This window comes from Pseudomonas sp. REST10, assembly GCF_029542605.1.
GTDB lineage: Bacteria > Pseudomonadota > Gammaproteobacteria > Pseudomonadales > Pseudomonadaceae > Aquipseudomonas > Aquipseudomonas khazarica.
In genome coordinates this window covers 3,944,802-3,968,679 of sequence record NZ_CP035677.1, presented here as the reverse complement: position 1 = coordinate 3,968,679, position 23,878 = coordinate 3,944,802, and the positions used below count along the sequence as shown (strand labels likewise).

The window sequence follows — 23,878 nt, the reverse complement described above, 5'->3', positions numbered from 1 at the left end:
GCTGAAATACCCCCGCCGAATCATGCGTGTTGCCGATTTTCACTTCGATCTCCCCGAGCCGCTGATCGCCCGCCATCCTCTGGCCGAGCGTCGCGCCAGCCGTTTGCTGCAGCTCGATGGCCCGAGTGGCGAGCTGCGTCATGGCCAGTTCACCGATGTGCTGGAGCAGTTGCGCCCCGGCGACCTCATGGTGTTCAACAACACCCGCGTGATCCCTGCGCGCCTGTTCGGCCAGAAGGCCTCCGGCGGCAAGCTGGAGGTGCTGGTGGAGCGTGTGCTCGATCAGTATCGCGTGCTGGCGCACGTTCGTTCGAGCAAGTCGCCCAAGCCTGGCTCGCAGATTCTCATCGATGGTGGTGGCGAGGCCGAGATGGTCGCGCGCCACGACGCCCTGTTCGAGCTGCGCTTCGCCGAGCCGGTGCTGCCGCTGCTCGAGCGTGTCGGACACATGCCGTTGCCGCCCTATATCGACCGCCCGGATGACGAGGCGGATCGCGAGCGCTATCAGACCGTCTATGCGCAGAAGGCCGGAGCGGTGGCGGCGCCGACCGCCGGGCTGCATTTCGATGACGAGCTGCTGGCGGCCATTCGTGGCAAGGGCGTGGAGACGGCCTTCGTGACCCTGCATGTGGGCGCGGGCACTTTTCAGCCGGTGCGCGTCGAGCGTATCGAGGACCATCACATGCACAGCGAGTGGCTGGAGGTCGGCCAGGATGTGGTCGATGCGGTCGCCGCCTGCCGCGCGCGCGGCGGTCGTGTCGTGGCGGTGGGCACCACCAGCGTGCGTTCCCTGGAAACCGCTGCCCGCGATGGCGAGTTGAAGCCCTTCAGCGGTGACACCGACATCTTCATCTACCCCGGCCGGCCGTTCCATGTGGTCGACGCCCTGGTGACCAACTTTCACCTGCCCGAGTCGACGCTGCTGATGCTGGTGTCGGCGTTCGCCGGTTATGCCGAGACCATGGCGGCCTATCGCGAGGCCGTGGCGCAGGGTTATCGCTTCTTCAGTTATGGTGATGCCATGTTCATCACCCGCAATCCCGCCGCGCGCGGGCCCGAGGTTTGAGTATGTCGCGCACCTGTCGCATGTCCTTCGAGTTGCTGGCCACCGACGGCAAGGCCCGTCGTGGTCGCCTGACCTTCCCGCGTGGCGTGGTCGAGACCCCGGCCTTCATGCCGGTGGGTACCTATGGCACGGTCAAGGGCATGCTGCCGCGTGACGTCGAGGGGATCGGCGCGCAGATCATTCTTGGCAACACCTTCCACCTGTGGCTGCGCCCGGGGATGGAGGTGATCAAGAAACATGGCGACCTGCACGACTTTATGCAGTGGCAGGGGCCGATCCTCACCGATTCCGGTGGCTTCCAGGTGTTCAGCCTGGGCGCCATGCGCAAGATCAAGGAAGAGGGCGTGTACTTCGCCTCGCCCGTCGATGGCGCCAAGGTGTTCATGGGGCCGGAAGAGTCGATGCAGGTGCAGCGTGACCTCGGTTCGGACATCGTGATGATCTTCGACGAATGCACGCCGTATCCGGCCGAGTTCGACGTGGCCAAGCGCTCCATGGAGCTGTCGCTGCGTTGGGCCAAGCGCTCCAAGGACGCGCATGGCGAGAACACGGCGGCGCTGTTCGGCATCGTCCAGGGCGGCATGCACGAGGAGCTGCGCAAGCGCTCGCTCGACGGCCTCTGCGAAATCGGCTTCGACGGCCTGGCCATTGGCGGCCTGTCGGTGGGTGAGCCGAAGGAGGAGATGATCCGCGTGCTCGACTACCTGCCGCCGCAGATGCCGGCCGACAAGCCGCGCTACCTGATGGGCGTCGGCAAGCCCGAGGACCTGGTCGAGGGCGTGCGTCGCGGCGTCGACATGTTCGACTGCGTGATGCCGACGCGCAACGCCCGCAACGGTCACCTGTTCGTCGATACCGGCGTGGTGAAGATCCGCAATGCGGTGCACAAGCACGACGATTCGCCGCTGGACCCGACCTGCGACTGTTACACCTGCACAAACTTCTCCCGCGCCTACCTGCATCATCTGGACAAATGCGGCGAAATGCTCGGCAGCATGCTCAATACCATCCATAACTTGCGGCATTATCAGCGGGTTATGGCTGGTTTGCGCGAGGCTATCGGACAGGGTACATTGGCCGCCTTTGTCGAAACCTTCTATGCCAAGCGCGGCCTGCCTGTGCCGCCGCTGGACTGATTCCCGAACGATTCAAGATCCTTTCCATTAGGAGTGCTACATGAGCTTTTTCATTCCCGCCGCCTACGCTGACACCGCGGCTGCTGCCCCTGCAGGGAGCGGTTTCGAGTGGGTCTTCCTGATTGGCTTCCTGGTCATCTTCTATCTGATGATCTGGCGTCCGCAGGCCAAGCGCGCCAAAGAGCACAAGAACCTGCTCGGCGGTCTGCAGAAGGGCGACGAAGTGGTCACCAGCGGCGGCATCGCCGGCAAGGTCTCCAAGGTCACCGATGATTTCGTGGTGATCGAGGTGTCCGACACCGTCGAGCTGAAGTTCCAGAAGCAGGCCATTGCCGCCACCCTGCCCAAGGGCACGCTGAAAGCCATCTGATTCAGTTCATAGTTTCCATTCGACGGGGCGCTTTAAGCGCCCCGCGTCATAAGCGGGTGGCTCGTTCATGCTCAATAAATACCCTCTGTGGAAGTACCTGCTGATCCTGGCCGTGCTGGCGATCGGTCTGGTCTACTCCATCCCCAACCTCTATCCGGACGATCCTGCGATCCAGGTCAGTGGCGCCAGTTCGGCGCTGGCCATCGAGCAGGCGGATGTCGACCGTGCCAGCAAGGCGCTGCAGGATGCGGGCATCCAGGTCAAGGCCGCCAGCATCGACGAGCGTGGTCGCGGTGGCCTGATTCGTCTGGCCAAGCAGGATGACCAGTTGCCGGCCAAGGACATCGTCCGCCGTGCGCTGGGTGATGACTACGTGGTGGCGCTGAACCTGGCGCAGACCACACCCGACTGGCTGCGCAGCCTGGGCGCGAGCCCGATGAAGCTCGGCCTGGACCTCTCCGGCGGTGTGCACTTCCTGCTGGAAGTCGACATGGACAAGGCGCTGGATGTGCGTCGCAAGGTCTATGAAGGCGAGATCAAGAGCCTGCTGCGCAAGGAGCGCGTGCGCTACCGCAGCATGCCGGAAAGCAATGGCCGCATTCAGCTGGGCTTCGCCGACAGCGAGACGCTGGACAATGCCGAGCGCCTGATCCGCAAGGATTACAAGGACTTCGAACTGACCAGCGTCGAGCGTGGTGGTCAGCAGGTCCTGCAACTGGCACTGACCCAGGCCAAGATCGCCGAGATTCGCGAGTACTCGATCAAGCAGAACCTCACCACCGTGCGCAACCGGGTCAACGAGCTGGGCGTCGCCGAGCCGCTGGTCCAGCGCCAGGGTGCCAACCGCATCGTGGTCGAGCTGCCGGGCGTGCAGGACACTGCCGAGGCCAAGCGTATTCTCGGCAAGACCGCCAACCTGGAGTTCCGTCTGCAGGCCGAGCTGGACGCGCCGCGTGGTGCGACCGAGGACTTCGAATTCCGCGAGGCCGGTCGTCCGCCGGTACAGCTCGAGCGTGAGCTGATCATCACCGGTGACCAGGTCACCGACGCGCAGGCCAGCTTCGACGAGAACGGTCGCCCGCAGGTGAACATTCGTCTCGACGGCCATGGCGGCGACCTGATGAACCGCGCCACCCGCAACAACGTCGGGCGCAGCATGGCGGTGATCTTCATCGAACAGAAGCCGGTCACCCGCTACGTGCGTCAGACCGTCGACGGTGTCGAGCAGGAGGTCGCCGTGCCGACCTTCGTCGAAGAGAAGAAGATCATCAGCCTGGCGACCATCCAGTCGGCGCTGGGCAGCCAGTTCCGCATCACCGGTCTGAATGGCCAGGGCGAGTCTTCCGAGCTTGCGCTGCTGCTGCGCGCCGGTGGCCTGGCTGCACCGATGTACTTCGCCGAAGAACGCACCATCGGCCCGAGCCTGGGGGCGGAGAACATCGCCAAGGGTATCGAGTCCACCGAATGGGCGATGATCTTCGTGGCGCTGTTCATCATCGCCATCTATCGCTTCTTCGGTGTGCTGGCGACCGTGGCGCTGGCGTTCAACCTGGTGCTGCTGGTCGGTCTGATGTCGGCGATCGGCGCGACCCTGACCTTGCCGGGTATCGCCGGTATCGTGCTGACCCTGGGTATGGCGGTGGACGCCAACGTGCTGATCTTCTCGCGCATACGCGAGGAGCTGGCCAAGGGGCTGCATGTGCAGCGGGCGATTCATGAGGGTTTCGATCGTGCCTACTCGGCGATTCTCGACAGTAACCTGACCACCCTGCTGGTGGGCGGCATCCTGTTCGCGATGGGCACCGGCCCGGTCAAGGGCTTCGCGGTGACGCTGTCGCTGGGGATCGTTACCTCGATGTTCACAGCCATCATGTTCACCCGAGGTCTGGTCAACCTGATCTTCGGTGGTCGCAACGTCAAGAAGCTGTGGATCTGAGGTGCAGCCATGATCAAGTCAACCATTCGTTTCATGGCGATCCGCAACATCGCCTTCGCAATGACCGTCGTACTGACCATCGTCGGCCTGGGTGCGCTGTTCACCAAGGGCCTGAACTTCGGTCTGGACTTCACCGGCGGTACTCTGATCGAGCTGCAGTACGAGCAGCCGGCCGACCTGGATCTGATCAAGAACGAACTGGGCCAGGCAGGCTACGTCGATGCCGTGGTGCAGAGCTTTGGCGCCAGCACCGATGTGCTGGTGCGCCTCGCCGGTGACGACGCGGACCTGGGCAACCAGGTCGCGGCGGCGCTGCGCAAGGTGGACGCGGCGACGCAGTTCGAGGTCAAGCGCGTCGAGTTCGTCGGTCCGCAGGTGGGTGAAGAGCTGCGCGACCAGGGCGGCATCGCCATGCTCCTGGCCCTGGGCGGCATCCTGCTGTACCTGGCATTCCGCTTCCAGTGGAAGTTCGGCGTCGGTGCCATCGCCTCGCTGGTGCATGACGTGGTGATCACCCTGGGGGTGCTGGCGTTCTTCCAGATCCCGTTCGATCTGACCGTGCTGGCTGCGGTGCTGGCGATGATCGGTTACTCGCTCAACGACACCATCATCATCTATGACCGTATCCGCGAGAACTTCCGCGTGCTGCGCAAGACGTCGCTGATCGAGAACGTCGACATCTCGATCACCCAGACCCTGCTGCGTACCATCGCTACCTCGTTGTCCACGGCACTGGCGCTGCTGGCGCTGCTGTTTTTCGGTGGCGACGTGCTGGCGGCCTTCGCGCTGACCCTGCTGGTCGGTGTGGTGGTGGGTACCTACTCGTCGGTCTACATCGGCGCCACGGTGCTGGTGTGGCTGAAGCTCAGCGTCGAGGATCTGATTCCTCCGGCGGTCGATGCAGAGGCCGACGACGGGCGTCCCTGATGTTGTGACGGGCGTCTAGAAAGTCAGCGAAAGCCGCGGCAAGTCGAACTTGCCGCGGCTTTTTGCTGTCCTAGGCAAGGAGAGAGGCGCGAGTCGCCGAGCCTGGGAGACACATAAAATGAACAAGTCAATGTTGGTAGGTGCCGTACTGGGTGCTGTGGGTGTGACCGCTGGTGGTGCCGTGGCCACCTACAGTCTGGTTGATCGTGGCCCGGACTATGCCGAGGTGCTGGCTGTCACGCCGGTCAATGAAACCGTGAAGACCCCGAGGGAGGTGTGCAAGGACGTGACCGTCACGCGTCAGCGTCCGGTGCAGGATCAGCATCAGATCGCCGGTACCGCCATTGGCGCCATCGCCGGCGGCCTGCTGGGCAACCAGATCGGTGGCGGCAACGGCAAGAAGATCGCCACGGTGGCGGGTGCGGTTGGCGGCGGCTACGCCGGCAACAAGATTCAGGAGGGCATGCAGCAGCGTGACACCTACACCACCACTGAAACGCGCTGCAATACCGTGACCGATACCAGCCAGAAGCTGGTGGGTTACGACGTGAAGTACCAGCTGGGCGAGAAGGTCGGCAGCGTGCGCATGGATCGTGATCCTGGCAGTCGCATTCCGCTCAACGACAACGGCGAGCTGGTCCTGGTGCAGCAGACCCAGTGAGAAATGACCGCCAATAAAAAACGCCCCTCGGGGCGTTTTTTATTGCGCAGCTGAAACTCAGCGCTTCATCGAGGGTGCCAGGTGCGGCTGAATGGCGGTCAGCACGGCCTTGAAGCACTTGGTGTTGCCGGCGACGATCTGGCCCTTCTCGAGGAAGTCGTGGCCGCCGCTGAAGTCGCTGACCAGGCCGCCTGCTTCCTGGATCAGCAGGGCGCCTGCAGCCATGTCCCACTCGGACAGGCCGAATTCCCAGAACGCATCGAAGCGGCCGGCGGCGACGTAGGCCAGGTCCAGGCTGGCGGCGCCGGCGCGGCGGATGCCAGCGGTCTGGCCGGTCAGGCTGCGGAACATGTTCAGGTAGTTGTCCAGGTGGTCCAGCTGGCCATCGCGGAACGGGAAGCCGGTGCCGAGCAGGGCGCCGTCGAGGCTCTTGCGGTTGCTGACGCGCAGGCGGCGGCCGTTGAGGGCGGCGCCACGGCCACGGCTGGCGGTGAATTCTTCCTGGCGTACCGGGTCGAGGACGATGGCGTGCTCGAGGCGGCCGCGGTATTTGCAGGCGATGCTGATGGCGAAGTGCGGCACGCCACGGATGAAGTTGGTAGTGCCGTCCAGCGGGTCGATGATCCACTGATAGTCGGCGCCCTCGCCGCTACCTTCCAGCACGCCGCCTTCCTCGCCCAGGAAACTGTGGGTCGGGTAGGCCTTGCGAATGGCCTGGACGATCATCAGTTCAGCGGCCTTGTCGACCTCGGTGACGTAATCCTTGGCATCCTTCTCGTCGACCGAGATGACATCCAGGCGCTCGATGGAGCGAAAGATCATTTCACCGGCGCTGCGAGCGGCGCGCAGGGCGATATTCAGCATGGGCTGCATGGGAGGTTCACCTGGGGCGTTAAAGAAAGCCCGCCATGTTAGCAGAAAACCTTTGCCGATGAAGCGCCGTCTGTATGCTGCATGGCATTAATCTGAGGGCTTGGGTAAGATCGTTGCCCCCTTGTCTTCACTGAGAGTGCCTGCGTTGCTGGAAAATATTCGCGTGGTTTTGGTCAATACCAGTCATCCGGGCAACATCGGCGGCGCTGCGCGGGCGATGAAAAACATGGGCCTGTCGCGTCTGGTGCTGGTCGATCCCGTGGATTTTCCCAGCGGTGATGCTGTCGCGCGAGCCTCCGGTGCCACCGATGTGCTCGATGCCGCGCAGGTGGTCGGTACGCTGGAAGAGGCGCTGGTCGGCTGCAGTCTGGTGATTGGCACCAGTGCGCGTGATCGGCGCATTCCCTGGCCGCTGCTCGATCCGCGCGAGTGCGGTGTGACCAGTTGCGAGCAGGCGGCTGGCGGTGGCGAAGTCGCGTTGGTGTTCGGTCGCGAATATGCCGGGCTGACCAACGAAGAACTGCAGCGATGTCAATATCACGTGCATATCCCGTCGAACCCGGAGTTCAGTTCGCTGAACCTGGCGGCGGCGGTTCAGGTGCTGGTCTACGAAGTGCGGATGGCCTGGCTCACGGCGCAGAATCTGCCGACCAAGGTGGAGAAGCTGGAGACCACGGCGGTGCTCAACTCCCAGGCGGCGACTGCGGATGAGCTGGAGTCCTTCTACGGTCATCTGCGTCGCGTGCTGGTGATGATCGGCTTCCTCGATCCGCAGAAGCCCCGGCACCTGATGACTCGCCTGCGTCGCCTCTATGGGCGCAGTGCGGTGAGCAAGTTGGAAATGAATATCCTGCGCGGCATTCTCACCGAGACCGAGAAAGCCGTGCGCGGAGAGCCTCACAAGCAGGGGAAATCTGATGTTTGAACGCATGCGAGAAGATATCCAGAGCGTATTTCACCGTGATCCGGCCGCGCGCAATACCTTCGAGGTCGTGACCTGCTACCCCGGGCTGCATGCCGTCTGGCTGCACCGTGCCGCGCATTCGCTCTGGCGTTCGGGGTGGAAGTGGCCGGCGCGCGTGGTGTCCAACTTTGGGCGCTGGTTGACCGGCATCGAGATTCATCCCGGGGCCAGGATCGGGCGGCGCTTCTTCATCGACCACGGCATGGGCATCGTCATCGGCGAGACTGCCGAGATCGGTAATGACGTGACGCTGTATCAGGGCGTGACCCTGGGGGGCACCAGCTGGAACAAGGGCAAGCGCCATCCGACCCTGGAAGATGGTGTCGTGGTCGGTGCGGGGGCCAAGGTGCTCGGCCCCTTCACTGTCGGTGCCGGTGCCAAGATCGGCTCCAATGCGGTGGTGACCAAGGCGGTGCCTGCCGGTGCCACGGCGGTCGGCATCCCGGGCAAGATCATCGTCAAGTCCGACGGCGAGCAGGAGGCGAAGCGCCAGGCCATGGCCGAGAAGATCGGCTTCGATGCCTACGGTGTGGGGCAGGACATGCCGGACCCGGTGGCACGTGCCATCGGCCAGCTGCTCGATCACCTGCACGCCGTCGACGGGCGTCTCGAGGGCATGTGCAAGGCCCTGACGGCGCTTGGCAGCGACTATTGCGGCAAGGACCTGCCGACGCTGCGCGATGAAGACTTCGCCGACGTCTGCAAGGACCAGCAGGCAAGCGACAAGCCCGCTGCGTGATGCACGAGGGGGCGGCATTTGCTATCATGCCGCCTCTTTTTGCGGTCAATCCCGAGTAAATCAATAGGTCTTATAGTTGACTTAAATACTCGGGAATCGCATACTCCGCTGCAATTCAGTGATTCGTGGTAGAGCCATGCGACTGACCACCAAAGGCCGTTACGCCGTTACCGCCATGCTTGACCTGGCGTTGCACGCACAGCACGGTCCCGTTTCCCTGGCCGACATCTCCGAGCGGCAGGGCATCTCCCTGTCCTATCTCGAGCAACTGTTCGCCAAGCTGCGCCGTGGCAGCCTGGTGTCCAGCGTGCGCGGGCCGGGTGGCGGCTACCAGTTGTCGCGCGACATGCGTGGCATCCAGGTGGCGCAGGTGATCGACGCGGTCAACGAGTCCGTCGACGCGACGCGTTGCCAGGGGCAGGGCGACTGCCATGCCGGTGATACCTGCCTGACTCACCATCTGTGGTGCGATCTCAGTCAGCAGATTCACGAATTCCTCAGCGGCATCAGCCTGGCTGATCTGGTCGCGCGCCATGAGGTGCAGGAGGTCGCGTTGCGTCAGGATCAGCGTCGCTGCTCCGGCAGAGGCACTGCACCGCATCTGGATAAGATTGAAGCGTCTGCCATCGAGTGAGCAGGGCGTTTGCCTGATAGGAGAAACCCAATGAAATTGCCGATCTACCTCGATTATTCCGCTACTACGCCGGTCGATCCGCGCGTTGCGCAGAAGATGAGCGAGTGTCTGCTGGTCGACGGTAACTTCGGTAACCCGGCTTCGCGCTCTCACGTGTTCGGCTGGAAAGCCGAGGAAGCCGTGGAAAACGCTCGTCGTCAGGTCGCCGAGCTGGTCAATGCCGACCCGCGCGAGATCGTCTGGACCAGCGGTGCCACCGAGTCCGACAACCTTGCCATCAAGGGCGTCGCGCACTTCTACAGCAGCAAGGGCAAGCACATCATCACCTCGAAGATCGAGCACAAGGCGGTGCTGGACACCACCCGCCAGCTCGAGCGCGAAGGTTTCGAAGTGACCTACCTGGAACCGGGCGAAGACGGTCTGATCACGCCGGCGATGGTCGAGGCCGTGCTGCGTGAGGACACCACCCTGGTTTCCCTGATGCACGTCAACAACGAGATCGGCACCATCAACGACATCGCGGCCATCGGCGAGCTGACCCGCTCCCGTGGCGTGCTGCTGCACGTCGATGCGGCGCAGTCCACCGGCAAGGTGGACATCGATCTGGAGAAGATGAAGGTCGACCTGATGTCCTTCTCCGCGCACAAGACCTACGGCCCGAAAGGCGTCGGTGCCCTGTACGTGCGCCGCAAGCCGCGTGTGCGTCTGGAAGCGCAGACCCATGGCGGTGGCCACGAGCGCGGCATGCGCTCCGGCACCCTGGCCACGCACCAGTGCGTCGGCATGGGCGAAGCCTTCCGTATCGCCAAGCAGGAGATGGCTGCCGAGAATCAGCGCATCACCGCCTTGCGCGACCGCTTCTACAGCCAGCTCGAAGACATGGAAGAGCTGTACGTCAACGGCAGCCTGACCGAGCGCGTGCCGCACAACCTGAACCTGAGTTTCAACTACGTCGAGGGCGAGTCGCTGATCATGGCGCTCAAGGACCTGGCCGTATCGTCCGGCTCGGCCTGCACCTCGGCTTCGCTGGAGCCTTCCTACGTGCTGCGTGCCCTGGGTCGTAACGATGAGCTGGCGCACAGTTCGATTCGCTTCACCTTCGGCCGTTTCACGACCGAGGAAGAAGTCGACTATGCCGCCGCCAAGGTCCGCGAAGCCGTGGACAAGCTGCGCGAGCTGTCGCCCCTGTGGGATATGTTCAAAGAAGGTGTCGACCTTTCCTCCGTGGAATGGGCAGCACACTGATAGCTGCCGAGGTGGATCGTTCGCTGAGCGCTCCGCCGGAGAGCGGTACCTGATGAGAGAGGAAGTACAACATGGCATACAGTGACAAGGTCATCGACCACTACGAAAACCCGCGCAACGTCGGCAAGCTGAATGCCGAGGACCCGGACGTCGGTACCGGCATGGTCGGTGCGCCGGCCTGCGGCGACGTGATGCGCCTGCAGATCAAGGTCAGCGAGAGCGGCGTCATCGAAGACGCCAAGTTCAAGACCTACGGCTGCGGCTCGGCGATCGCTTCCAGCTCCCTAGCCACCGAGTGGATGAAGGGCAAGACCCTCGACGAAGCGGAAAGCATCAAGAATACCCAGCTGGCCGAAGAACTGGCGCTGCCGCCGGTGAAGATCCACTGCTCCGTGCTCGCCGAGGACGCCATCAAGGCGGCCGTGCGCGATTACAAGCAGAAGAAAGGCTTGCTCTGATACGAGGTTTGCAATGGCCATCACCATGTCTGAAGCAGCTGCCCGCCACGTGCAGCGCTCCCTGGATGGGCGCGGCAAGGGCGAGGGCATTCGCCTCGGTGTGCGCACTACCGGGTGTTCCGGCCTGGCCTATGTTCTCGAGTTCGTCGATGAGCTGGCGGCCGAGGATCAGGTATTCGAGAGTCACGGTGTCAAGGTGATCATCGATCCCAAGAGCCTGGTCTATCTCGACGGCACCGAACTGGACTTCGTCAAGGAAGGCCTCAACGAGGGCTTCAAGTTCAACAACCCCAACGTGCGCGGCGAGTGTGGCTGCGGCGAGAGCTTCAACGTTTGAGGCGCTCGCGTGGGTAATCCTTGTCATTTCGCCCTGTTCGACCTGCAGCCGAGCTTTCGTCTCGACCTGGAGCAGCTGGCTGCGCGTTACCGCGAGCTGGCGCGCCAGGTGCATCCCGATCGGTTCGCCGACGCTGGCGAGCGTGAGCAGCGCCTGGCGCTTGAGCGTTCCGCCTGCCTCAACGAGGCCTATCAGGTCCTCAAGACGCCCTCGCAGCGTGCGCGCTACCTGCTGGCCATGCGCGGCCCCGAGCTGCCGCTGGAAGTGACGGTGCAGGATCCGGACTTCCTGCTGCAGCAGATGCAGCTGCGCGAAGAGCTGGAGGAGTTGCAGGACGACGCCGACCTTGCCGGTGTCGCCGTCTTCAAGCGGCGCCTGAAAACTGCGCAGGAGCAGCTCAACGAGCGCTTCGCCGAATGCTGGGACGATGAGGCTCGCCGCGAGGAAGCCGAGCGCCTGATGCGTCGGATGCAGTTTCTCGACAAGCTCTCTCATGAAGTGCGCCAACTAGAAGAGCGCCTCGACGATTAACCTGTGGGTTGCCTCGGCAATCCGCCTGATGATTTCAAGAAGACCATGGCCTTATTGCAGATCGCCGAGCCAGGACAGAGCCCGCAACCGCACCAGCGCAGGCTGGCGGTGGGCATCGACCTGGGCACCACCAATTCGCTGGTCGCCGCTGTACGCAGTGGTCTGGCCGAGCCTCTGGCGGACGATGAGGGCAGGGTCATCCTGCCTTCGGCGGTACGCTACCACCCGGATCATGTCGAGGTGGGCGAATCAGCCAAGCAGGCGGCTGCCAGTGATCCCCTCAACACCGTGCTGTCGGTCAAGCGCCTGATGGGGCGCGGCGTCGCCGATGTGCACCAGCTCGGCGAGCAACTGCCATACCGCTTCGCTGCGGGCGAGTCGCACATGCCCTTCATTGAGACGGTGCAGGGTGCGAAGAGCCCCGTCGAAGTCTCGGCGGAAATTCTCAAGACCCTGCGCCTGCGCGCGGAGCAGACCCTGGGTGGCGAACTGGTCGGCGCGGTGATCACCGTGCCGGCCTATTTCGATGATGCCCAGCGCCAGGCGACCAAGGATGCGGCGCGAGTCGCCGGTCTCAACGTCCTGCGCCTGCTCAACGAGCCCACTGCTGCTGCGGTTGCCTACGGCCTGGATCAGAAGGCCGAGGGGGTGGTCGCCATCTATGACCTGGGTGGCGGCACGTTCGATGTGTCCATTCTGCGTCTCACCGGTGGGGTGTTCGAGGTGCTGGCCACGGGCGGCGACAGTGCCCTGGGCGGCGATGATTTCGACCACGGCCTGGCTGACTGGATCATCCAGCAGGCCGGGCTGTCCAGTGACCTCGATCCGGCCACGCAGCGCGGTCTGCTGCAGGCCGCCTGTGCCGCGAAAGAGGCGCTGACCGACGCCGAGACGGTCGAGCTGAGCTTCGCCGAATGGCGTGGTTCACTGTCGCGGGCGCAGTTCGAAGCGCTGATCGAGCCCATGGTCGCGCGCAGCCTCAAGGCCTGCCGGCGCGCGCTGCGTGATTCCGGCGTCGAGCTGGAGGACGTCAGCGCGGTGGTGATGGTCGGTGGCTCCACCCGTGTGCCGCGGGTGCGCGAAGCGGTTGGTGAGCTGTTCGGGCGCACGCCGCTGACCAATATCGATCCGGATCAGGTGGTGGCCATCGGTGCCGCCATTCAGGCCGACACGTTGGCCGGCAATCAGCGTGGCGATGGCGAGGAGCTGCTGCTGCTCGATGTGATTCCGCTGTCGCTCGGTCTGGAGACCATGGGCGGTCTGATGGAGAAGCTGATTCCGCGCAACACCACTATCCCGGTGGCGCGGGCGCAGGACTTCACCACCTACAAGGATGGCCAGACGGCCATGATGATTCACGTGCTGCAGGGTGAGCGCGAGCTGATCGCCGATTGCCGCTCCCTGGCGCGTTTCGAGTTGCGTGGCATCCCGCCGATGGTGGCCGGGGCGGCCAAGATCCGCGTGACTTTCCAGGTCGACGCCGATGGTCTGCTCAGTGTCGCGGCGCGTGAGCTGGGCTCCGGCGTCGAGGCGAGCATTCAGGTCAAGCCGTCCTATGGCCTGACCGATGGCGAGATCGCGCGCATGCTGCAGGATTCCTTCCAGAATGCCGGGGATGACAAGGCTGCGCGTGCGCTGCGTGAGCAGCAGGTCGACGCCCAGCGCCTGATCGAGGCGGTGGAGGCTGCGCTGGAGGCCGACGGCGAGCGTCTGCTGGATGCCGAGGAGCGCGAGGTCATCGAATTGCAGGTGCAGGAGCTGCGTGATCTGCTCGCGGGTAGCGATGGTCCGGCCATCGAGCGGCAGACCAAGCGCCTGTCGCAGGTCACGGATGCGTTTGCCGCGCGGCGCCTGGATTCAACGGTTAAAGCCGCGCTGGCCGGGCGCAATTTGAATGAGATCGAGGAATAACTGATGCCGCAGGTGATTTTTCTGCCCCATGAAAGGTTCTGCCCGGATGGCCTGGTGGTCGAGGCCGAGCCTGGCGTCTCCATCCTCGAGCTGGCTCATGAGCACCATATCGAAATGGAAAGCGCCTGTGGCGGCGTGTGTGCCTGCACCACCTGCCACTGCATCGTGCGCGAGGGTTTCGACTCGCTGAACGAGGCTGACGAGCTGGAAGAGGATTATCTGGACAAGGCCTGGGGGCTCGAGGCGCAGTCGCGTCTGGCCTGTCAGGCCATCGTTGGAGAGGAAGACCTCACCGTCGAGATTCCCAAGTATTCGCTGAACCACGCGGCCGAAGCGCCGCATTGACCCAGGAAGCACGAGCATGAGTCTGAAATGGGTTGATGTGCTGGATATCGCCATCGAGCTGAGCGAGCAGAAGCCGGATGTCGATCCGCGTTACGTGAACTTCGTCGATCTGCACCGCTGGGTCGTGGAGTTGCCGCAGTTCTCCGATGATCCGCAACGGGGCGGCGAGAAGGTCCTCGAGGCGATCCAGGCTGCCTGGATCGAAGAGGCCGAGTAGCGCGACGCCGCTCGCCTGCGGGGCGTGAAACCGCAGTTCCCGGTCGTCTGCCGGTCGCGGAGCTTCATCTCGTAGCGTTTACTTGCAGCTGGAGGCGAGTCGCCTGTGGCTGCCATCTCAGAACCCGCGTATAATTCGCGGGTTTAATTTTTCGCTTTAACCCTAAAGTTTCTGGAGCTTCACATGGCTGTTCAACGTACTTTCTCCATCATCAAGCCTGACGCCGTTGCCAAGAACGTCATCGGTGAGATCACCACCCGTTTCGAAAAGGCCGGCCTGCGCGTTGTCGCTTCGAAGATGCTGCAACTGTCCGAGCGCGAAGCTGCCGGTTTCTACGCTGAGCACAGCGAGCGCGGCTTCTTCAAGGATCTGGTTGCCTTCATGACCTCCGGTCCGGTCATCGTCCAGGTTCTGGAAGGCGAAGACGCCGTCCTGAAGAACCGCGAGCTGATGGGCGCCACCAACCCGAAAGAAGCGGCTGCCGGCACCATCCGTGCTGACTTCGCCGTTTCCATCGACGAGAACGCTGTTCACGGTTCGGATTCCGAAGCTTCTGCCGCTCGCGAGATTGCTTACTTCTTCTCCGCTACCGAGCAGTGCGCGCGCATTCGCTGATCGAAGCGAATGATGCGAGGGTGAAGCCATGACCAATACCACCGGCAAGATCAACCTGCTGGGCCTGACCCAGCCGGAAATGGAACAGTTCTTCGAGTCCATCGGCGAGAAGCGCTTTCGTGCCGGCCAGGTGATGAAGTGGATTCACCACTTTGGCGTCGATGATTTCGCCGCCATGACCAATGTCGGCAAGGCCTTGCGCGAAAAGCTCGAGGCCTCTGCCGAGATTCGCGGCCCTGAAGTGGTCAGCGAAAACATTTCCGCCGATGGCACGCGCAAGTGGGTGGTGCGTGTGGCGTCGGGCAGCTGCGTGGAAACCGTGTACATCCCGCAGAATGGCCGCGGCACCCTGTGCGTGTCGTCGCAGGCCGGCTGTGCCCTGGATTGCAGCTTCTGCTCCACCGGCAAGCAAGGTTTCAACAGCGACCTGACCTGCGCCGAGATCATCGGCCAGGTGTGGATCGCCAGCAAATCCTTCGGCAGCGTGCCGGCCAAGATCGACCGTGCCATCACCAATGTGGTGATGATGGGCATGGGCGAGCCGCTGCTGAACTTCGACAACGTCGTCTCCGCCATGCAGATCATGATGGATGACCTCGGCTACGGTATCTCCAAGCGCAAGGTGACGTTGTCCACCTCCGGCGTGGTGCCGATGATCGACAAGCTGGCCGAAGTGATCGACGTGTCGCTGGCGCTGTCGCTGCACGCGCCGAACGACGAGCTGCGCAACCAGCTGGTGCCGATCAACAAGAAGTACCCTCTGGAAATGCTGCTTGCCGCGTGCAAGCGTTACATCTCCAAACTCGGCGAGAAGCGCGTGCTGACCATCGAGTACACCCTGCTCAAGGGTGTCAACGATCAGCCCGAGCATGCTGAGCAGATGATCGCACTTCTTGCCGATGTCCCTTGCAAGATCAACCTGATTCCGTTTAATCCCTTCCCCTTCTCGGGGTACGAGCGGCCGAGCAATAACGCCATTCGCCGCTTCCAGGACCTGTTGCACAAGGCTGGCCATAACGTCACGGTACGCACCACCCGTGGTGACGATATCGATGCCGCCTGCGGCCAGCTGGTGGGCCAGGTCATGGACCGTACTCGGCGCAGCGAGCGTTACATCGCCGTGCGCCAGCTGGGCAGCGAGGCTCAAGAGCCGCGCAATGCCGCCAATCGAAATTGAAGAGAGGATGTCCATGACCTTGCGCCCTGCGCTGTTGTTGCTAGTCGTCAGTCTGCTGGGTGGTTGCGTGACCACCGGCCACGTTGACCCCATGAGTACGACAAAAGGGCGTGAAGAGGCGCGAGCCGCCTATGTGCAGCTGGGCGTCGCCTATATCCAGCAGGGTGATACCCAGCTGGCCAAGGTGCCGCTGAAGAACGCACTGGAAATCAACCCGTCGGATGCCGATGCGCATGCGGCACTGGGTATGGCGTTCCAGCTGGAAATGGAACCCAAGCTGGCGGACGAGCACTATCGCAAGGCGCTGTCCCAGCGTCCGAAGGATGCTCGCCTGCTGAACAACTACGGTGGTTTCCTGTTCGAGCAGAAGCGCTATCAGGAAGCCATGGACACCTATCTCAAGGCCACCGAGGACAATCTCTACCCGGAACGCTCCAGGGTCTTCGAGAACCTCGGCCTGACCGCCCTGCAACTGGGGCGGCGAGACGAGGCCAAGAAATACTTCCAGCGTTCGTTGCGCCTGAGCAGCCGTCAGCCGCGCTCGCTGCTGGAGATGGCCGCGATGTCCTACGAGGACAAGGAGTATGTCCCGGCCCGTAGCTACTACGACAGCTACAGCGCAATGGCGCCGCAGAACGCGCGGAGCCTGCTGCTCGGTGCTCGTCTGGCCGAAGTGTTCGAGGACCGCGACCGGGCCGCCAGCCTGGGCCTGCAGTTGCGCCGCCTGTATCCGGCGTCCAAGGAATACCAGCAATATGTTTCGGGGCAACGATGAAAGCGGCCCATAGCGAAGTGACCCAGTCCATGTCGAACAATCCGGGCGAAAGCCTGCGCCAGGCCCGTGAAGTCAAGGGCTGGAGCGTTGCCGAGGTGGCGTCCCAGCTCAACCTGACCCAGCAGCGTCTCGCCCAGATCGAGGCGGGTGCCTTCGACAAGCTGCCCGGCACCACGTTTGCCCGTGGTTACATTCGTGCCTACGCCAAGCTGCTGGAACTCGACCAGAACCGTCTGGTGCTCGAGTTCGACCAGTTCACCGGAACCGATGCCACGGGCAGCAGCGTGCATGCCCTGGGGCGTATCGAGGAACCGGTGCGTTATTCGCAGAGTATCCTGCGCCTGGTGAGCTTCCTGCTGCTGCTGGCGCTGATCGGTGCCGGTTTCCTCTGGTGGCAGGATCAGGGGCGTCCGGTCGCCAGCCTGGCTGACGTCGGCATCGAGCATGTCGAGGTGGAGGGGGCCGATGGCACCACCCAGGTGCATTCTCTGGCCGAGCCGGAAGACCAGGCCGTGATCCTGGCCCAGGGCGACCAGCAGAGCAGCCCGCTGCTGTTGCCGGTCGAGCCGGGCGATGAGCCGGAAAGCGCCGGTGCCACCGATCAATCCACCAACGAGACAGGCGCAGCGAGCGCGGTCGTCGCTGAAGCACCGAGCGCTGCAGGCGCGGGCGATGCACCGCTGGCGAGCAGCGAGGCGCAGGCGCCTGCCGCCGTTGAACCCGCTGCTCCGATTGCCGTATCCGCCGGGCAGGGTGCGCTCAACGTGCGCTTCACCGCCGACTGCTGGGCGCAGGTGACCGATGCCGACGGCAAGGTGCTGGTCAGCGCGCTGAAGCGCAGCGGCGAGCGCATCGAACTGACCGGCAAGGCTCCGATGGAGCTGCGTCTGGGTTTCGCTCGCGGAGCCCAGGTGACCTACAACGGCGAAAGCGTGGACGTTGCGCCGCACATGACTGGCGAAACCGCGCGCCTGAAACTGGGGTTGTAAAGCATGCATTGCGAATCGCCGATCAAGCGTCGTCTGTCACGCAAGATCTGGGTGGGCTCGGTACCGGTGGGCGGCGATGCGCCGATCGCGGTGCAGAGCATGACCAATACCGACACCAATGATGTCGCCGCCACCGTGGCGCAGATTCGTCGCCTGGAAGATGCCGGCGCCGACATCGTGCGGGTTTCCGTGCCTGACATGGACGCTGCCGAGGCCTTCGGCCTGATCAAGCAGCAGGTGCGCGTACCGCTGGTGGCCGACATTCACTTCGACTACCAGATCGCCCTGCGCGTGGCCGAGCTGGGCGTCGACTGCCTGCGTATCAACCCCGGCAACATCGGCCGCGAGGACCGCGTCAAGGCGGTGGTCGAGGCGGCGCGCGACAAGGGCATTCCGATCCGCATCGGCGTCAACGCCGGTTCGCTGGAAAAGGACCTGCAGAAGAAGTACGGCGAGCCGACCCCGGAAGCGCTGGTCGAGTCGGCGCTGCGCCATGTCGAACACCTGGACCGCCTCAACTTCCCCGACTTCAAGGTCAGCGTGAAGGCGTCCGACGTGTTCATGGCGGTCGAGGCCTATCGCTTGCTGGCCAAGCAGATCGAGCAGCCGCTGCACCTGGGCATCACCGAAGCCGGTGGCCTGCGCTCCGGTACCGTGAAGTCGGCCGTCGGCCTGGGCATGCTGCTGGCCGATGGCATTGGCGATACCATCCGCATTTCTCTGGCCGCCGATCCGGTGGAAGAGATCAAGGTCGGTTTCGATATCCTCAAGTCCCTGCGCCTGCGTTCGCGTGGCATCAACTTCATCGCCTGCCCGAGCTGCTCGCGGCAGAACTTCGATGTGGTCAAGACCATGAACGAGCTGGAAAGCCGCGTCGAGGACCTGCTGGTGCCGCTCGACGTCGCCGTGATCGGTTGCGTGGTCAATGGTCCAGGCGAAGCCAAGGAGGCGCATATCGGCCTCACCGGTGGCAGCCCGAACAACCTGGTCTACATCGACGGCAAGCCGGCGTCGAAGCTGACCAACGATAATCTGGTGGATGAGCTGGAAAAGCTCATTCGCGACAAGGCGGCCGAGAAGGTCGCCGCCGATGCTGCCGTGATCGTTCGCGGCTGAAACCGGCCAGCCTGCGCGTCGAGTACATCGCGAGCGCGGGCCAGGCAAGGAAAATACGGGCGAAGAAGCGCAGTTTACGACTGTAAATGAGCATTTTGAGCCTGTTTTTGACGCTGCATCAGCAAGCACAGCAGTGTCGAGAGCAGGTTTAAGGATTATTTGTGAGCAAATCTCTGCAAGCCATTCGTGGCATGAACGACATCCTGCCGGAGCAGACGCCTGCCTGGCGCTACCTGGAAAACACCCTGGTCGACCTGCTCGACGGCTACGGCTACAAGGAAATTCGCCTGCCCATCGTCGAGTACACCGAGCTGTTCGCGCGCGGTATCGGCGAGGGCACCGATGTGGTCGACAAGGAGATGTACACCTTCCGTGACCGCAACGAGGAGTCCCTGACCCTGCGTCCGGAGGGCACTGCCGGTTGTGTGCGTGCCGTGCTCGAGCATGGTCTGTCCGGTGGTGGCCAGGTGCAGAAGCTGTGGTACGCCGGCCCGATGTTCCGTTACGAGAAGCCGCAGAAGGGCCGTTATCGCCAGTTCCACCAGGTCGGCGTGGAGGCCTTCAACCTGCCGGGGCCGGACGTCGATGCCGAACTGATCGTGCTGACCTGGCGCCTGTGGAAGAAACTCGGCCTGGCCGATGCGGTGACCCTGCAGCTCAACAGCCTGGGTTCCAGCGAGGCGCGTGCGGCCTACCGCGATGCGCTGGTCGCTTACCTGCAGGAGCGTTTCGAGCAACTGGACGAAGACAGCCAGCGCCGTCTGACTACCAACCCGCTGCGCATCCTCGACAGCAAGAACGAGGCGACCCAGGCCGTTCTGGTCGGCGCACCGACCCTGGGCGACTACCTCGACGAGGAGTCGCGCCTGCACTTCGACGGCGTCAGGGCACGCCTGGATGCCGCCGGCATCCGCTACGAGATCAATCACAAGCTGGTCCGCGGCCTGGATTACTACAACCGCACCGTGTTCGAGTGGGTGACCGACAAGCTCGGTGCCCAGGGCACGGTGTGCGCCGGTGGTCGTTATGACGGCCTGGTTTCCCAATTGGGTGGCAAGGCGACGCCGGGGGTCGGCTTCGCCATGGGCGTCGAGCGCCTGGTGCTGCTGCTGGAAACCCTCGAATTGTTGCCGGCCGAGCTGAACCGTGCCGCCGACGTCTACGTCTGCGCCTTTGGCGAGGCGGCCGAGCTGGCTGCACTGACCCTGGTCGAGCGCCTGCGCGATGAATTGCCGGCGCTGCGCCTGCTGCTCAACAGTGGCGGCGGCAGCTTCAAGAGCCAGTTCAAGAAGGCTGACAAGAGCGGCGCACGCTATGCGCTGATTCTGGGGGACGACGAATTGGCAGGGCGCGTGGTAGGTTGCAAGCCGCTGCGCGACGACAGTGAACAACAAAGCGTTGCCTGGGATGCTCTGGCCGAGCATCTGGCTGCCTGCCAGCAACAGGCCTGAGCAGGCTCTCGATTAGGAGTACGGGGTTAGACATGCAGACCGAAGACGAACAGATCGCGCAAATCAAGGACTGGTGGAATCGCAACGGTAAACCGTTGCTGACCGGCGGCGTACTCGCGCTGGTAGCCGTGCTCGGCTGGCAGGGTTGGCAGAAGTACCAGACCAACCAGGCGCAGAGTGCCTCCGCGCTGTATCAGCAACTGCTGGAAACCGCGCTGGATCCGGCCGGCAAGCCTGATGCAGGCAAGGTGGCCGAACTGTCCGGCAAGCTCGACAGCGAGTTCGGCGGTAGCCATTACGCGCAGTACGGCAGCCTGTTCGTCGCCAAGGTCGCGGTCGAGGCCGATCGTCTCGATGACGCCGCCGTTGCCCTGCAACGCGTGCTCGACAAGCCGGCCGACGCCACCCTCGACGAGCTGGCGCGTCAGCGCATGGCACGCGTCCTGGCTGCCCAGGACAAGGTCGACGAGGCGCTGAAGCTGCTCGACGCCAAGGTCGACGAGGCGTTCCTGGCCAGCCGCGAGGAGCTCAAGGGTGATCTGCTGGTCCAGCTGGGCCGCAGCGATGACGCGCACGCGGCCTACCAGAAGGCCAAGGATGCGCTGGCCGAGGACGCCGCCGTTGGCGGTCTGCAGATGAAGCTGGACGACCTGGCAAAAGGGGATGCGTGACGTGATGCGTTGGAAGAATGCCGCACTGCTGGCTCTGGCCGTTCTGGCCGTGGGTTGCAGCAGCAATAGCAAGAAGGAACTGCCACCCGCCGAGCTGACCAAGTTCGATACCGAGGTCGAACTGCGTACCGAATGGAGCCGCTCCGTTGGTGACGGCCAGGGCGAAACCTTCAACATGCTGGTACCGGCCATCGATGGCGACGTGATCTACGCGGCCGACGTCGAAGGCCTGGTCATGGCCATGGACCGCACCAGTGGCAAGGTCATCTGGCGCAAGAAGCTCGACATCCCGGTCTCCGGTGCCATCGGTGCCGGTTATGGCCAGGTGCTGCTGGGCACGCTCAAGGGTGAGGTGATCGCCCTGGACTCCAGCGACGGCGAGGAGCAGTGGCGCTCGCGCGTGACCAGCGAAGTGCTGGCCGCCCCGGCGAGCAACGGCGATATCGTCGTGGTGCAGACCCAGGATGACCGCCTGATCGCGTTCGATGCCAGCACTGGCAATCAGCGCTGGATCGTCGAGAACACCCCGGCAGTGCTGACGCTGCGTGGCACCGGCGCGCCGCTGGTGACCAACCGCCTGGTGGTCGCGGGTCTGTCCAGCGGCAAGGTGGTGGCGGTCGACGCCCAGCGTGGCCTGCCCGTTTGGGAGCAGCGCGTGGCCATCCCGCAAGGTCGTTCCGAGCTGGAGCGCGTGGTGGATATCGACGGCGGCCTGCTGCTGTCCGGTGGCACCGTGTACGCGGTGAGCTACCAGGGCCGTGTCGCGGCGATGGACCTGGATTCCGGCCGTGTGCTGTGGCAGCGCGAGGCCTCCAGTTCGGTCGGCGTCGCCCAGGGCTTCGGCAACGTCTACGTCAGTCTGGCCAACGGCACCGTCGAAGGCATCGACGAGCGCAGTGCCTCGGCGCTGTGGAGCAACGATTCCCTGGCACGCCGCGAGCTGTCCGCACCGCAGGTGTTTTCCAGCTACGTGGCGGTGGGCGATTTCGAAGGCTATCTGCACCTGCTGAGCCAGGTCGATGGTCGCTTCGTGGGTCGTACCCGTATCGACAGCGACGGTCTGCGCACGCGTCCGCTGGTGGTGGGTGACTGGCTGTATGTCTTCGGCAACAGCGGCAAATTGGTGGCACTGACCATCAAGTGACCAACTATGCTGCATCCAGGCCCGGGCCTGGACGCAGCAGCGCAAAAGATTCCGGCCGCTGCCCGTGCAGCGGCCTTTGCATTTTCTGAAATAACGTAGTGGAGAGCCTGATGGTTCCCGTAATTGCCCTGGTGGGCCGGCCCAATGTCGGCAAGTCCACACTCTTCAACCGCCTGACCCGCAGTCGCGACGCCATCGTCGGCGACCTGTCCGGTCTGACCCGCGACCGCCAGTACGGCGAGGCGAAGTGGCAGGGGCGCACCTATATCGTGATCGATACCGGCGGTATCTCCGGCGACGAGGAAGGCATCGACGCGAAGATGGCCGAGCAGTCGCTGCAGGCGATCGAGGAAGCCGATGCCGTGCTGTTCCTGGTGGACGCGCGCGCCGGCATGACCGCCTCCGACCAGATGATCGGCGAGCACCTGCGCCGGCGTAACAAGCAGAGCTTCCTGGTGGTGAACAAGGTCGACAACCTCGACGTCGACCTGGCCCGCGCCGAGTTCAGCCCCATGGGCCTGGGCGAGCCGCTGGCGATCGCCGGTGCCCATGGCCGCGGCATCACCCAGATGCTGGAAGTGGTGCTCGGTGCCTTCCCCAAGGATGCCGGCGAGCCGGAAGAGGGTGCCGAAGAAGAGGAAGAAGTGCTGGAAGGCCAGGAAGCCAAGCGCATCCCCGGCCCGAGCGAGAAGGACGGCATCAAGCTGGCCATCATCGGTCGCCCCAACGTCGGCAAGTCGACCCTGGTCAACCGCATGCTCGGCGAAGAGCGGGTCATCGTCTATGACCAGGCCGGCACCACGCGTGACAGCATCTACATCCCCTTCGAGCGTGACGACGAGAAGTACACGCTGATCGACACCGCCGGCGTGCGTCGTCGCGGCAAGATCTTCGAGGCCGTGGAGAAGTTCTCCGTGGTCAAGACCCTGCAGGCGATCCAGGACTCCAACGTCGTGGTCTTCGTCATGGACGCCCGCGAAGGGGTGGTCGACCACGACCTCAACCTGCTCGGCTTCGTGCTGGAGAGCGGTCGTGCGCTGGTCATCGCCCTTAACAAGTGGGACGGCATGGACCAGGGCCAGAAGGACTACGTGAAGACCGAGCTGGAGCGCCGGCTGTTCTTCGTCGACTTCGCCGACATTCACTTCATTTCTGCACTGCACGGCACTGGCGTCGGCCATCTGTACAAGTCGGTGCAGGCGTCGTTCAAGTCGGCCATCACCCGCTGGCCGACCAGCCGCCTGACGCAGATCCTCGAGGATGCCGTCAGCGACCACGCGCCGCCGCTGGTCAACGGTCGCCGGATCAAGCTGCGCTATGCCCACCTGGGTGGTGCCAACCCGCCGCTGATCGTCATCCACGGTAACCAGGTCGACGCGGTCCCGCGCGCCTACTCCCGTTACCTGGAGAACACCTTCCGCCGCGTGCTCAAGCTGGTCGGCACGCCGATCCGTATCGAGTACAAGGGCGGCGACAACCCGTACGAAGGCAACAAGAACAAGCTCACCGACCGCCAGGTGAACAAGAAGCGGCGCCTGATGAGCCACCACAAGAAGGCCGAGAAGAAGCGCAAGGACAAGCGCAAGTAAG

General features: G+C 63.6%; 26 protein-coding genes. 25 read left to right on the top strand and 1 reads right to left on the bottom strand.

From position 1 onward, the window contains the following. Positions 1-22: 22 nt before the first annotated feature. The 6 genes from queA (at position 23) to EWH21_RS18635 (ending at position 6,096) form a co-directional block, all read left to right on the top strand. Positions 23-1,066 (top strand): tRNA preQ1(34) S-adenosylmethionine ribosyltransferase-isomerase QueA, encoded by a 1,044-nt coding sequence (gene queA, locus EWH21_RS18660; RefSeq protein WP_277699037.1) that lies wholly within the window; start codon positions 23-25, stop codon positions 1,064-1,066. 20 nt (positions 1,067-1,086) lie between these two features. Beyond that, complete coding sequence (tgt, locus tag EWH21_RS18655) at positions 1,087-2,202, top strand: tRNA guanosine(34) transglycosylase Tgt (RefSeq protein WP_172979227.1); 1,116 nt, start codon at positions 1,087-1,089, stop codon at positions 2,200-2,202. A 40-nt stretch (positions 2,203-2,242) separates the two neighbouring features. Beyond that, the gene (gene yajC / locus EWH21_RS18650) at positions 2,243-2,572 is read left to right on the top strand and encodes a preprotein translocase subunit YajC (RefSeq protein ID WP_037049627.1); all 330 of its coding nucleotides are present in this window, start codon (positions 2,243-2,245) and stop codon (positions 2,570-2,572) included. 67 nt (positions 2,573-2,639) lie between these two features. Next, positions 2,640-4,508: a protein translocase subunit SecD gene (gene secD / locus EWH21_RS18645; protein ID WP_152489432.1), complete on the top strand. Its 1,869-nt coding sequence runs from the start codon at positions 2,640-2,642 to the stop codon at positions 4,506-4,508. 9 nt (positions 4,509-4,517) lie between these two features. After that, positions 4,518-5,435, top strand: a complete 918-nt coding sequence (gene secF / locus EWH21_RS18640; protein ID WP_047587610.1) for a protein translocase subunit SecF — start codon at positions 4,518-4,520, stop codon at positions 5,433-5,435. 118 nt (positions 5,436-5,553) lie between these two features. Continuing rightward, on the top strand, positions 5,554-6,096 hold the full coding sequence (locus EWH21_RS18635) for a glycine zipper 2TM domain-containing protein (protein WP_277699036.1): 543 nt from the start codon (positions 5,554-5,556) through the stop codon (positions 6,094-6,096). A gap of 57 nt (positions 6,097-6,153) precedes the next feature. On the opposite strand, the gene suhB is transcribed toward EWH21_RS18635, so the two are convergent. Continuing rightward, positions 6,154-6,969, bottom strand: a complete 816-nt coding sequence (gene suhB / locus EWH21_RS18630; protein ID WP_047587606.1) for an inositol-phosphate phosphatase — start codon at positions 6,967-6,969, stop codon at positions 6,154-6,156. A 145-nt stretch (positions 6,970-7,114) separates the two neighbouring features. Between suhB and trmJ the strand changes: the two genes are divergently transcribed. From trmJ to der, 19 genes are all read left to right on the top strand, one after another. Then, positions 7,115-7,894, top strand: coding sequence for a tRNA (cytosine(32)/uridine(32)-2'-O)-methyltransferase TrmJ (gene trmJ, locus EWH21_RS18625; RefSeq protein ID WP_037049613.1), 780 nt, complete (start codon positions 7,115-7,117; stop codon positions 7,892-7,894). After that, on the top strand, positions 7,887-8,672 hold the full coding sequence (gene cysE, locus EWH21_RS18620) for a serine O-acetyltransferase (RefSeq protein ID WP_037049612.1): 786 nt from the start codon (positions 7,887-7,889) through the stop codon (positions 8,670-8,672). Before trmJ ends, cysE begins: the two co-directional genes overlap by 8 nt. A gap of 136 nt (positions 8,673-8,808) precedes the next feature. Next, positions 8,809-9,306 carry a Fe-S cluster assembly transcriptional regulator IscR gene (gene iscR, locus EWH21_RS18615; RefSeq protein ID WP_037049610.1) on the top strand — a complete coding sequence of 166 codons (498 nt, stop codon included), beginning with the start codon at positions 8,809-8,811 and terminating at the stop codon, positions 9,304-9,306. 30 nt (positions 9,307-9,336) lie between these two features. Continuing rightward, positions 9,337-10,551, top strand: coding sequence for an IscS subfamily cysteine desulfurase (locus EWH21_RS18610; RefSeq protein WP_047587601.1), 1,215 nt, complete (start codon positions 9,337-9,339; stop codon positions 10,549-10,551). Between the two features lie 71 nt (positions 10,552-10,622). Further along, the gene (iscU, locus tag EWH21_RS18605; protein ID WP_017362576.1) at positions 10,623-11,009 is read left to right on the top strand and encodes a Fe-S cluster assembly scaffold IscU; all 387 of its coding nucleotides are present in this window, start codon (positions 10,623-10,625) and stop codon (positions 11,007-11,009) included. Between the two features lie 13 nt (positions 11,010-11,022). Further along, positions 11,023-11,346: an iron-sulfur cluster assembly protein IscA gene (iscA, locus tag EWH21_RS18600; RefSeq protein WP_021442761.1), complete on the top strand. Its 324-nt coding sequence runs from the start codon at positions 11,023-11,025 to the stop codon at positions 11,344-11,346. 9 nt (positions 11,347-11,355) lie between these two features. Then, positions 11,356-11,877, top strand: a complete 522-nt coding sequence (gene hscB, locus EWH21_RS18595; protein WP_037049605.1) for a co-chaperone HscB — start codon at positions 11,356-11,358, stop codon at positions 11,875-11,877. Between the two features lie 45 nt (positions 11,878-11,922). Next, entirely contained in the window at positions 11,923-13,788 is a 1,866-nt protein-coding gene (gene hscA, locus EWH21_RS18590; RefSeq protein ID WP_277699035.1) for a Fe-S protein assembly chaperone HscA, read from the top strand. 3 nt (positions 13,789-13,791) lie between these two features. After that, entirely contained in the window at positions 13,792-14,133 is a 342-nt protein-coding gene (gene fdx, locus EWH21_RS18585; RefSeq protein ID WP_037049601.1) for an ISC system 2Fe-2S type ferredoxin, read from the top strand. Positions 14,134-14,149: 16 nt separating this feature from the next. Then, positions 14,150-14,350 carry a Fe-S cluster assembly protein IscX gene (gene iscX / locus EWH21_RS18580; RefSeq protein WP_037049599.1) on the top strand — a complete coding sequence of 67 codons (201 nt, stop codon included), beginning with the start codon at positions 14,150-14,152 and terminating at the stop codon, positions 14,348-14,350. Between the two features lie 183 nt (positions 14,351-14,533). Continuing rightward, the gene (gene ndk / locus EWH21_RS18575) at positions 14,534-14,965 is read left to right on the top strand and encodes a nucleoside-diphosphate kinase (RefSeq protein WP_037001951.1); all 432 of its coding nucleotides are present in this window, start codon (positions 14,534-14,536) and stop codon (positions 14,963-14,965) included. A gap of 28 nt (positions 14,966-14,993) precedes the next feature. Continuing rightward, complete coding sequence (rlmN, locus tag EWH21_RS18570; RefSeq protein WP_277699034.1) at positions 14,994-16,142, top strand: 23S rRNA (adenine(2503)-C(2))-methyltransferase RlmN; 1,149 nt, start codon at positions 14,994-14,996, stop codon at positions 16,140-16,142. Between the two features lie 13 nt (positions 16,143-16,155). Continuing rightward, positions 16,156-16,917, top strand: a complete 762-nt coding sequence (gene pilW / locus EWH21_RS18565) for a type IV pilus biogenesis/stability protein PilW (protein WP_152489429.1) — start codon at positions 16,156-16,158, stop codon at positions 16,915-16,917. Beyond that, positions 16,914-17,906 (top strand): RodZ family helix-turn-helix domain-containing protein, encoded by a 993-nt coding sequence (locus EWH21_RS18560; RefSeq protein WP_277699033.1) that lies wholly within the window; start codon positions 16,914-16,916, stop codon positions 17,904-17,906. Before pilW ends, EWH21_RS18560 begins: the two co-directional genes overlap by 4 nt. Positions 17,907-17,909: 3 nt before the next feature. Beyond that, a complete protein-coding gene (gene ispG, locus EWH21_RS18555; protein ID WP_277699032.1) occupies positions 17,910-19,022 on the top strand; it encodes a flavodoxin-dependent (E)-4-hydroxy-3-methylbut-2-enyl-diphosphate synthase in 1,113 nt (370 codons plus the stop codon). A 161-nt stretch (positions 19,023-19,183) separates the two neighbouring features. Continuing rightward, entirely contained in the window at positions 19,184-20,473 is a 1,290-nt protein-coding gene (hisS, locus tag EWH21_RS18550) for a histidine--tRNA ligase (protein WP_037049586.1), read from the top strand. A gap of 32 nt (positions 20,474-20,505) precedes the next feature. Then, the gene (locus EWH21_RS18545) at positions 20,506-21,144 is read left to right on the top strand and encodes a tetratricopeptide repeat protein (protein WP_037049583.1); all 639 of its coding nucleotides are present in this window, start codon (positions 20,506-20,508) and stop codon (positions 21,142-21,144) included. After that, positions 21,137-22,288, top strand: coding sequence for an outer membrane protein assembly factor BamB (gene bamB, locus EWH21_RS18540; protein WP_037049581.1), 1,152 nt, complete (start codon positions 21,137-21,139; stop codon positions 22,286-22,288). The genes EWH21_RS18545 and bamB overlap by 8 nt, the downstream gene beginning before the upstream one ends. A 110-nt stretch (positions 22,289-22,398) precedes the next feature. Continuing rightward, on the top strand, positions 22,399-23,877 hold the full coding sequence (der, locus tag EWH21_RS18535; protein ID WP_277699031.1) for a ribosome biogenesis GTPase Der: 1,479 nt from the start codon (positions 22,399-22,401) through the stop codon (positions 23,875-23,877). Position 23,878 lies beyond the last annotated feature (1 nt).

Excerpts from the sequence above, each read along its gene's own strand:
- pilW (WP_152489429.1), top strand. The coding sequence starts at position 16,156 with ATGACCTTGCGCCCTGCGCTGTTGTTGCTAGTCGTCAGTCTGCTGGGT.
- iscR (WP_037049610.1), top strand. The coding sequence starts at position 8,809 with ATGCGACTGACCACCAAAGGCCGTTACGCCGTTACCGCCATGCTTGAC.
- EWH21_RS18635 (WP_277699036.1), top strand. The coding sequence starts at position 5,554 with ATGAACAAGTCAATGTTGGTAGGTGCCGTACTGGGTGCTGTGGGTGTG.
- der (WP_277699031.1), top strand. The coding sequence starts at position 22,399 with ATGGTTCCCGTAATTGCCCTGGTGGGCCGGCCCAATGTCGGCAAGTCC.
- iscU (WP_017362576.1), top strand. The coding sequence starts at position 10,623 with ATGGCATACAGTGACAAGGTCATCGACCACTACGAAAACCCGCGCAAC.
- secD (WP_152489432.1), top strand. The coding sequence starts at position 2,640 with ATGCTCAATAAATACCCTCTGTGGAAGTACCTGCTGATCCTGGCCGTG.
- suhB (WP_047587606.1), bottom strand. The coding sequence starts at position 6,969 with ATGCAGCCCATGCTGAATATCGCCCTGCGCGCCGCTCGCAGCGCCGGT.
- EWH21_RS18545 (WP_037049583.1), top strand. The coding sequence starts at position 20,506 with ATGCAGACCGAAGACGAACAGATCGCGCAAATCAAGGACTGGTGGAAT.
- tgt (WP_172979227.1), top strand. The coding sequence starts at position 1,087 with ATGTCCTTCGAGTTGCTGGCCACCGACGGCAAGGCCCGTCGTGGTCGC.
- iscA (WP_021442761.1), top strand. The coding sequence starts at position 11,023 with ATGGCCATCACCATGTCTGAAGCAGCTGCCCGCCACGTGCAGCGCTCC.
- bamB (WP_037049581.1), top strand. The coding sequence starts at position 21,137 with ATGCGTGACGTGATGCGTTGGAAGAATGCCGCACTGCTGGCTCTGGCC.
- fdx (WP_037049601.1), top strand. The coding sequence starts at position 13,792 with ATGCCGCAGGTGATTTTTCTGCCCCATGAAAGGTTCTGCCCGGATGGC.
- rlmN (WP_277699034.1), top strand. The coding sequence starts at position 14,994 with ATGACCAATACCACCGGCAAGATCAACCTGCTGGGCCTGACCCAGCCG.
- iscX (WP_037049599.1), top strand. The coding sequence starts at position 14,150 with ATGAGTCTGAAATGGGTTGATGTGCTGGATATCGCCATCGAGCTGAGC.
- queA (WP_277699037.1), top strand. The coding sequence starts at position 23 with ATGCGTGTTGCCGATTTTCACTTCGATCTCCCCGAGCCGCTGATCGCC.
- ndk (WP_037001951.1), top strand. The coding sequence starts at position 14,534 with ATGGCTGTTCAACGTACTTTCTCCATCATCAAGCCTGACGCCGTTGCC.
- secF (WP_047587610.1), top strand. The coding sequence starts at position 4,518 with ATGATCAAGTCAACCATTCGTTTCATGGCGATCCGCAACATCGCCTTC.
- EWH21_RS18610 (WP_047587601.1), top strand. The coding sequence starts at position 9,337 with ATGAAATTGCCGATCTACCTCGATTATTCCGCTACTACGCCGGTCGAT.
- ispG (WP_277699032.1), top strand. The coding sequence starts at position 17,910 with ATGCATTGCGAATCGCCGATCAAGCGTCGTCTGTCACGCAAGATCTGG.
- hscA (WP_277699035.1), top strand. The coding sequence starts at position 11,923 with ATGGCCTTATTGCAGATCGCCGAGCCAGGACAGAGCCCGCAACCGCAC.
- cysE (WP_037049612.1), top strand. The coding sequence starts at position 7,887 with ATGTTTGAACGCATGCGAGAAGATATCCAGAGCGTATTTCACCGTGAT.
- yajC (WP_037049627.1), top strand. The coding sequence starts at position 2,243 with ATGAGCTTTTTCATTCCCGCCGCCTACGCTGACACCGCGGCTGCTGCC.
- EWH21_RS18560 (WP_277699033.1), top strand. The coding sequence starts at position 16,914 with ATGAAAGCGGCCCATAGCGAAGTGACCCAGTCCATGTCGAACAATCCG.